At 61.7% G+C, this 1,813-nt stretch carries 1 protein-coding gene and 1 pseudogene; both read right to left on the reverse strand.

Annotated elements, in window-relative coordinates; genetic code table 11:
* Positions 1 to 507: pseudogene (locus EN994_RS29665) on the reverse strand (ABC transporter permease); the annotation flags it as partial.
* Positions 504 to 1,813, reverse strand: a 1,310-nt coding sequence (locus EN994_RS29670) for an ABC transporter ATP-binding protein (protein ID WP_164746335.1), incomplete at its 5' end; no start/stop codon positions are given. The pseudogene EN994_RS29665 and the gene EN994_RS29670, both read right to left, overlap by 4 nt.

Consider the following 1,813-nt stretch of genomic DNA (forward strand, 5'->3'; position numbering starts at 1 on the left):
CCAGGGGCCGCCATCGAGAAGGTAGGCGAGCAGGTACATGACGACGTAATTCAGCATCACCGTCGAAATGATCTCGCTGGTGCCGAACCTGGTTTTCAGTGCGCCGGCAAACAGGCCGAGCACGCCGCCGCCCGCCATTCCGGCCAGCGCGAGTGTGCAGACGGCCAGCCAGCCTGGCAATGGCGCTATCCAGAAACTCACCCAATAGGCGGCCATCGCGCCGGCGAACACCTGCCCCTCCTGGCCGATGTTCCAGATCTTGGCCCTGAATGCGAACACCGTGCCCAGCCCGACAAGCAACAGCGGGGTCGCCTTCGCCAGCGAACCGAGCAATGCGCCTTGGCTGCCGAATGCGCCGACGATCAGGGCCGTGAAGGCCCTTGCAGGATCGCCGCCGGAAAGCCTCAGCAAAACAGCGGAAGCCAGGAGAGCACCTGATATCGCCGCCGAATAGCAGACGACGTTCCATCCCAGGCTGCTGCCCGAGCGTCGTTGAAATGAAATCATTGAATTCCCTGCGTAAGCTGGCTGGCATCGCCTGCCATCATCATTCCAAGTTCGAGGAGGCTGGTCTCCTCGGGTCGCACGATGCCCATGATCCGGCCCTTGAACATGACCGCTATGCGATCGCAAAGGCGCAGCAGGTCTTCGAGTTCCTCTGAGGCCAGGAGGATCGCAAAGCCCGCGGCCCGCTTTTCCAGGATTTTCTCGTAGACGAATTCGGAGGCCGCAACGTCGAGCCCTCGCGTCGGCTGGTTGGCCAGCAACAGCCGCCGCGCATGCTGGAACTCGCGGGCAAGAATGACACGCTGCGCGTTGCCCCCCGACAGTCGCTCCACCGGGAGGTCCGCCGAGGCGGTCGCGACCTTGTATTCGTCGATCTTGCGCCTCGCCAACTCAGCCAGTTTGCGGCGATCGAGGAACGGACCACGACAATATTCCGGCGATCGCTGCCAGCCGAGGACAAGGTTTTCGGCGGTTCCGAACTCCGGGATCAACCCTTCGAGGAAACGATCGTCCGGAATGAAACCCACGCCGCTGTCGAGAATCTGGCGAGACGTCGGCGCGGTGACCGGGCTTCCTTCCAGCGAGAAACCGCCCGATTGAAGCGCGCGGACTCCCATCAGTACCTCGAACAGTTCCTTCTGGCCGTTGCCGGCAACGCCAGCCAGCCCGAGAACCTCGTTGGCGGCGACGGTAAACGTCACGTCCTTGAGGACATCCTCGCCCCATTCGCCAACCGCCGACACCTTTTCGACCGAGAGGATTTCTCCCGCCGGCGTGACGGAATTGTCCCTGACGTTTTTCGTCACCTTGTGCCCGACCATGAGGGCGGTAATCGCCTCGGCTGTCGTATTGGCGGTGTCCACCGTAGCGACGACCTTGCCTTTGCGCAGGATGGTGACCCTGTCGGATTGCATCACCTCGCGCAGCTTGTGACTGATCAGGACAATCGACAATCCACGCTTGCGCATCCCATCAAGGATGACGAAGAGCTGGTCGGATTGCTGCGGCGTCAGGACCGCCGTCGGTTCGTCCAGGATCAGCAGCTCGGCACCGAAATAGAGTGCTTTGAGGATTTCCACCCATTGCTGTTCACCGACCGACAATTGCCAGATTTCGCGATCGAGGTCGATGTCGATGCCGCAGTCCCTGCAGAGGCCGAGAACCCTGCGGCGGGCATCGGCCTTCCTCAGCAGCAACCCGACATCGGCACTGCCGACGATGATGTTTTCGAGCACGGTGAAGTTCGACACCAGCACGAAATGCTGGTGAACCATGCCGATGCCTAACCGCAAGGCATCGGCGGGAG

This window comes from Mesorhizobium sp. M7A.F.Ca.CA.002.09.1.1, from assembly GCF_003998555.1.
In the GTDB taxonomy this organism is placed as follows: Bacteria; Pseudomonadota; Alphaproteobacteria; order Rhizobiales; family Rhizobiaceae; genus Mesorhizobium; species Mesorhizobium ciceri.